Origin of the sequence: Porphyromonas vaginalis (genome assembly GCF_958301595.1) — a bacterium.
GTDB lineage: Bacteria > Bacteroidota > Bacteroidia > Bacteroidales > Porphyromonadaceae > Porphyromonas > Porphyromonas vaginalis.
Genome location: NZ_CATQJU010000001.1, coordinates 2,510,804 through 2,517,119, shown reverse-complemented (window position 1 = coordinate 2,517,119; position 6,316 = coordinate 2,510,804). Strand labels below are relative to the sequence as shown.

Below are 6,316 nucleotides of genomic sequence, written 5' to 3'. Positions count from 1 at the left end.
ATTAAGTAGTCAAGTATATGATAGTAGTCGATGTAAAATGAGACTGTTATCTTTGCAACAGTAGGATAGTCAAGTGACCCATGAGGAGGCTCCTCTGTGAGGGGTCACTTTTCACTTGCAAAGATCCTAACTTTGACGATGCCATGCAACAGGACAAAACGACAAAAGCACCTCTCCTCCCGCCTATCTGTATTGTTGTCAAAGGTTTAGGGTGTAGAGTTGTTGACAATTAAGAGATTTGGTCTAATTGCTTATTGATTAGTCTATTACGATGATATATGCGTGGAGTGATCAGAGTAATAGACAATCAAGAATGAGGGCTATCTAGGGGATTACGAATAAGTTACGAGAGGGGTCTCTAGATAGCTTCTCTATGTGGTTGTAAAGTTATATCGGCTTCGGATTTTGAGTCGATCGGAAGTGCAAAATAGATCATACATAAACGGAGTGATCCGAGTCTTTTGTCACTCCGATCACTCCGATATTTATAAACTTCTCAGCAGTCTGCGTCTTCGTGGTCTGAGCCACTGTGAGAGCAGACAAGTCTCAGCATCGTGTGAGGCTAGCCACGGGGGCAGCCAGCGCACTGTCTGATCTGCTGGAAGAAGTCGTTGCCCTTGTCATCGACTAAGATGAAAGCAGGGAAGTCCTCCACCTCTATGCGCCAGATAGCCTCCATACCCAGCTCGGGATACTCGAGGCACTCGACATGCTTGATGCTCTCCTTCGCTAGGATTGCTGCGGGGCCACCGATGCTACCGAGATAGAAGCCTCCATGTGCCTTGCAAGCGTCCGTAACCTGCTGACTGCGGTTGCCCTTGGCAATCATGATAAGGCTACCACCATGGCTCTGGAAGAGGTCTACGTAGGGATCCATACGTCCTGCTGTCGTGGGACCGAAGGAGCCACTAGGCATACCCTCAGGCGTCTTGGCGGGGCCAGCGTAGTAGATCGGGTGATCCTTGATGTACTGGGGTAGCTCCTCACCACGATCGAGACGCTCCTTGAGCTTGGCATGGGCTATATCACGTCCTACGACGATGGTGCCTGAGAGCGAGAGACGCGTAGAGACAGGGTACTGACTCAGTTGCTTACGTATCTCGTCCATCGGGCGATTGAGGTCTACCTTGACGACCTCGCCCTCGGTGCCGTGGCGCATAGCCTCGGGGATGAGTCGTGCGGGGTGCTTCTCGAGTCGCTCGATCCACAGTCCATCCTTATTGATCTTAGCCCGTACATTGCGGTCTGCTGAGCAACTCACGCCTAGCCCCACGGGACAGGAAGCTCCATGACGAGGCATGCGGATCACTCGTATGTCATGGGCGAAGTACTTACCGCCAAACTGCGCTCCCAGACCAATCTCGTGGGTTGCCTCAAGGAGTCGCTGCTCCATCTCTAGATCTCGGAAAGCATGCCCCAGCTCATTGCCCTCGGTGGGTAGCTCGTCGTAGTACTTGGCACTGGCGAGCTTGACCGTCTTGAGGTTTGCCTCTGCCGAGGTGCCGCCGATGACGAAGGCTATATGATAAGGAGGACAAGCAGCAGTGCCTAGCGAACGCATCTTATCAACTAGGAAGGGGAAGAGCCGCTCCTCCGTGAGGAGTGCTTTGGTCTCCTGATAGAGGTAAGTCTTATTGGCAGAGCCACCGCCCTTAGCGATAAAGAGGAACTTATACTCATCGCCTTCGGTCGCCATCAGGTCGATCTGTGCGGGGAGGTTGCACCCCGTATTGACCTCGCGATACATATCGAGAGGTGCATTTTGTGAATAGCGGAGGTTGTAGCGGGTGTAAGTGTCGTAGACTCCGTGCGAGAGGTACTCCTCATCGCAAGCACCAGTCCAGACGTTTTGTCCTTTCTTACCTAGGATGATGGCGGTACCCGTGTCTTGGCAGAAGGGAAGCTGCCCTAGAGCACTCACCTCAGCATTGCGGAGGAAGGTGAGGGCGACAAACTTATCATTGTCCGAAGCCTCAGGGTCGGATAGTATTGATGCGACCTGCTCCTGATGGGCAGGGCGTAGGTAGAAGGCTACATCGTGCATAGCTCGCTCGGCAAGTATGCGTAGCGCCTCTGGCTCGACTTGTAGCATCTGGTGACCATTGCAGTCGACCGTGTGCACGTAGTCAGAGGTGATTAACTCGTACTCAGTCTTATCGGCTCCTACGGGAAACATCGGCTGGTACTGAAACGGTGGTGTGGGCATCTCTCTTGTGTCAGTTAAGTGTGTGTATAGAGAGCCTCGTGACATATCTCGTCATAGGCTCAAGTGGGGTAGGGAAAATAGTAAGAGACTGAGTGCTAGGGTCTGCTCCTTAGAAGTCTAAGCGTGCGTCCCCCCTGCATTCAGTCTCTATCAGGTTAAGAGGCTAGGCCTCTTTTGAGTTTATCTTACCAAGCGAAGATAGGTAGTGGAGACATCATCTCGTTGACCTCCTTACGTACCTTAGCTATCTCAGCCTCGTTTTCAGGATCACGCAGTACGCGGTCTATGAGCTCGACGATGTATGCCATCTTGTCCTCCTTGACACCACGCGTCGTGATAGCGGGCGTACCCACACGGATACCAGAGGTCTGGAATGCAGAGCGTGAGTCAAAGGGTACCATATTCTTATTGACCGTGATGTCAGCACGTACGAGTGCGTTCTCAGCCACCTTACCCGTTAGGTCAGGATACTTAGAGCGTAGGTCGATGAGGAGGCAGTGATTGTCCGTACCGCCAGAGATACAGTTGTAGCCCATCTTGACAAAAGCCTCGCCAAGTGCCTTAGCATTCTTCATCACCTGCTTCTGATACTCCTTAAATGAAGGATCAAGCGCCTCGCCAAAGGCAACAGCCTTAGCTGCAATGACATGCTCTAGTGGACCGCCCTGGATGCCTGGGAAGACAGCTGAGTTGAGCAGCTGAGACATCATCTTGACAACCCCCTTAGGTGTCTTGAGACCCCAAGGATTCTCAAAGTCCTTACCCATGAGGATGATACCACCACGAGGACCACGTAGGGTCTTGTGTGTCGTAGAGGTGACGATGTGAGCATACTTGACAGGGTTGTCGAGCAGACCAGCAGCGATCAGTCCGGCGGGGTGAGCCATATCGACCATAAAGATAGCACCGATCTCGTCAGCTACCTTGCGGAAGCGTGCGTAGTCCCACTCGCGGCAGTAAGCCGAGCCACCAGCGATGATGAGCTTAGGCTTGTGCTGACGAGCTAGCTGCTCCATCTCGTCATAGTCGACCATACCCGTCTCCTTGCTTACGTTGTAGCCGATGGGGTGGTAGAGCATACCAGAGCTATTGACAGGCGAACCGTGTGAGAGGTGACCACCGTGGTCTAGGTTTAGACCCATGAAGGTATCACCAGGCTTGAGGCAGGTAAAGAGGACAGCCATATTAGCTTGAGCACCTGAGTGGGGCTGCACGTTGGCATACTCCGCGCCAAAGAGCTTCTTGATACGCTCTATGGCTAGGTTCTCAGACTTGTCCACTACCTCGCAACCGCCGTAGTAACGCTTGCCAGGGTATCCCTCAGCGTACTTATTAGTCATACAGCTACCCATAGCTTGCATGACCTGGTCGCTGACAAAGTTCTCAGAGGCGATCAGCTCAATGCCCTTTTGCTGGCGCTGATGCTCCTGTTCGATCAGATCAAAGATCTCTTGGTCTCTTTTCATTCTATGTGAAATTAAATCAGTTAGTCGTCATACATAGGTGTGCGAAGCCCCTAGCCCCTCAAGCGCGAGCAGAGGCTCACACGATTCTCTCGCAAAGATAACAATAATATCTGAGTTGGGATAATCTTCGCGTAAGGAATCCGGGCTGAAATTATAATCGCTCTTTTGGGAGCTACATATTAGCGACAAGCGAGGAATAGATGAGGGCATTATATATAATGTGTCAGCCCTGGATTGGCTGTTAGCTATCGGAACCATCGGAGCTATCAGAGTGATCGGATCTCTAATCTCTAGCTTCTAATCTCTAATTTCTAACCTCTAATCTCCATTTACATATCTTTATGGGGAAATTCGTCCGATTCTCTCCTTTCTCGAATATCCACGTGGGGAATCTCAAATCTCCACGTGGATATTTTTCTTTTTCCACGTGGGCGTGATTTATTTCTTCCGAAGTTTCATTTGATTCTTCCGAAGTTTCATTTCATTCCTCCGAAGAATTTTTTATTCTCCACGTGGAGATTTTGAAATATCCACGTGGAAATCACTTTTCCCCGACATGGTGTCGTTTCGATATGTAGTCGGCTCTAAATTATTGTAACTAACCAGCGTCGAGTTTGCCCAGCCAGGGCTGATGCATCATAATCATTTTTTTAGGAGCTACACATTAGCGACCAGCGAGGAGTAGAGAGGTCGATGAGTTCATTATAACATAATGCGTTAGCCTCGGTTGGATAAGCTTGATGAATGAGCAATAGTTTGTGTTTTTTTGTATTACATTTGTATGCGACGCACACGATAGTGTTGACTGCACACTTATATAAACCAATAACCCAAACGACAGTATGAAAAGAACAATCTTCTATCTACTACTCCTGCTCCCGCTCCTGACGCTCGTCAGTTGTGATGATGATGTCAATACGCCCGTAGAGCAAAAGGTCGAGACCTTGGCGATCACTCCAGATAAGGCTACTATGACCATCGGCGAGAGCCTACAGCTACAGGTGACGCAGCAGCCGAACCTCAACAAGCCAGTCGCCTTCCGCAGTCTCAATGCTGAGCTGGCGACGGTCTCTGACAAGGGAGTGGTCACAGCCGTTGCCAAGGGCGAGACGACTATCCTAGCTGAGGTGGATGGTGTCTCTGCCTCGTGCAAGATCACGATCCAGGAGCCAGCTCCCAAAGAGGACTTTGCCATAGAGATCCTTAGGGTGACGGCAACTAACGTCTACATTAAGGTGACGCCTAAAGATCCTGAGATGCTCTACTCAGTCAATGCTGGTACGCGAGAGGGCTACGATCGCATCCTCAATAACCTACAGAATCAGCCCAATGCCAATCGTGAGTGGTGGAAGGCTGTCTCAGGTGGCGAAATAGGAAGCGCAGGATACAGAGAGGCTATGGCTCGGGAGTCCTTCAAGGGGACGAGAGAGTTTGACCTAGGAGAGATCTCAGGCTCAGACTATCCTTATCCAGCTGATCATACCATTGTCGCAAGAATCTATGGTATGGATCAGGATGGCTACGAGCTAACTAAGGTCATAGAGCTCGAGCAGAAGACGAAACCTCGTACGATGCTAAACTTCACCTTTAATGTTGAGAACCTTACCCCTAGCGACTCATGGGTCTCAGCTTTGGTGCGTCCGTCGGATATGACGAAGTCTTACTTCTACGCTATACAGAGCAAGCGCTATGTAGACTTTTACCGCAATCCGAAGCCTGGTAACGAAGTACTAGATGGTGTACCCGCAAAGGAGATGATGTGCTACAAGCTAGTGCAGAGCGTACACCAGATGGATCCTATGCCAGATGCTTTCAAGGTTGGTGAGTTACAGATCAATGAAGAGACTAATACTGGTCTGACACCAAATACAGACTACGTCTTAGTGCTATTCGGGTGGGATAAGGATTTAGGACTGACGACAGATCCTGCTTACTTCGACTTTAAGACCAAGCCCGCAGAGGGCTAGTTGTGCTGGCTACACTCCTCCCCTAGACGACGGACGCACGAGATCGGGCGTCCGTTGTCGTATTAGATACGTTCTGTAGTGGCACTGGCTGTCCAAATCCTTATCATTGCTCGGCCTGCCAAATTAAAAGAGTGGTCCGTGTACACACCATACGATACTATTTTGGTATCTTTGCAGGTGATATCACGAGAGCCTCGAGGGCTTTCGCTACATAATATAGTTTATGCTCAAAGAAATCTTATCCATCTCAGGCAAGCCAGGACTCTTTAAGCTCCTGACACACACCAAGAATAGTATCATCGTCGAGGATCTAGAGACTAAGCGTCGTATCCCCGCTTACGCCTCGGATCGTGTCGTATCTCTAGGCGATATATCGATCTATACGACTACCGAAGAGGCACCTCTGCGAGAGATCTTGCAGACGCTGCTCGACAAGTATGAGGGCAAGCCAGTCGACCTTAAGGGGCTCACTGGCAAGGAGGCTTACTTCGACCTCTTTGCAGAGGTTCTCCCCGAGTACGACCGTCAGCGCGTCCACGACAACGATATCAAGAAGATCTTTCGCTGGTACAACATCCTCGTAGAGACGGGGCACACCGACTTCTCCGAGCCTGCACCTGAGGAGGCTAGTGAGGAGGCTCCAGCAGAGGAGTAAAAGCATCTTCCGAGCCACACTT

Annotated in this window: 4 protein-coding genes; 2 read left to right on the top strand and 2 right to left on the bottom strand. The window is 50.5% G+C overall.

The window, feature by feature from the left end; genetic code table 11:
* Positions 1-562 precede the first annotated feature (562 nt).
* Positions 563-2,206, bottom strand: a complete 1,644-nt coding sequence (locus Q2J34_RS09860; RefSeq protein WP_300970161.1) for a fumarate hydratase — start codon at positions 2,204-2,206, stop codon at positions 563-565.
* A gap of 185 nt (positions 2,207-2,391) precedes the next feature.
* On the bottom strand, positions 2,392-3,672 hold the full coding sequence (gene glyA, locus Q2J34_RS09855) for a serine hydroxymethyltransferase (RefSeq protein ID WP_300970138.1): 1,281 nt from the start codon (positions 3,670-3,672) through the stop codon (positions 2,392-2,394).
* Between the two features lie 842 nt (positions 3,673-4,514).
* On the opposite strand from glyA, the gene Q2J34_RS09850 reads away from it, so the two are divergent.
* Entirely contained in the window at positions 4,515-5,639 is a 1,125-nt protein-coding gene (locus Q2J34_RS09850; RefSeq protein ID WP_300970137.1) for an Ig-like domain-containing protein, read from the top strand.
* 223 nt (positions 5,640-5,862) lie between these two features.
* On the top strand, positions 5,863-6,294 hold the full coding sequence (locus Q2J34_RS09845) for a DUF5606 family protein (protein ID WP_300970136.1): 432 nt from the start codon (positions 5,863-5,865) through the stop codon (positions 6,292-6,294).
* Positions 6,295-6,316 lie beyond the last annotated feature (22 nt).

Coding starts and splice junctions, on each gene's coding strand:
- Q2J34_RS09845 (WP_300970136.1), top strand. CDS start 5,863: ATGCTCAAAGAAATCTTATCCATCTCAGGCAAGCCAGGACTCTTTAAG.
- Q2J34_RS09860 (WP_300970161.1), bottom strand. CDS start 2,206: ATGCCCACACCACCGTTTCAGTACCAGCCGATGTTTCCCGTAGGAGCC.
- Q2J34_RS09850 (WP_300970137.1), top strand. CDS start 4,515: ATGAAAAGAACAATCTTCTATCTACTACTCCTGCTCCCGCTCCTGACG.
- glyA (WP_300970138.1), bottom strand. CDS start 3,672: ATGAAAAGAGACCAAGAGATCTTTGATCTGATCGAACAGGAGCATCAG.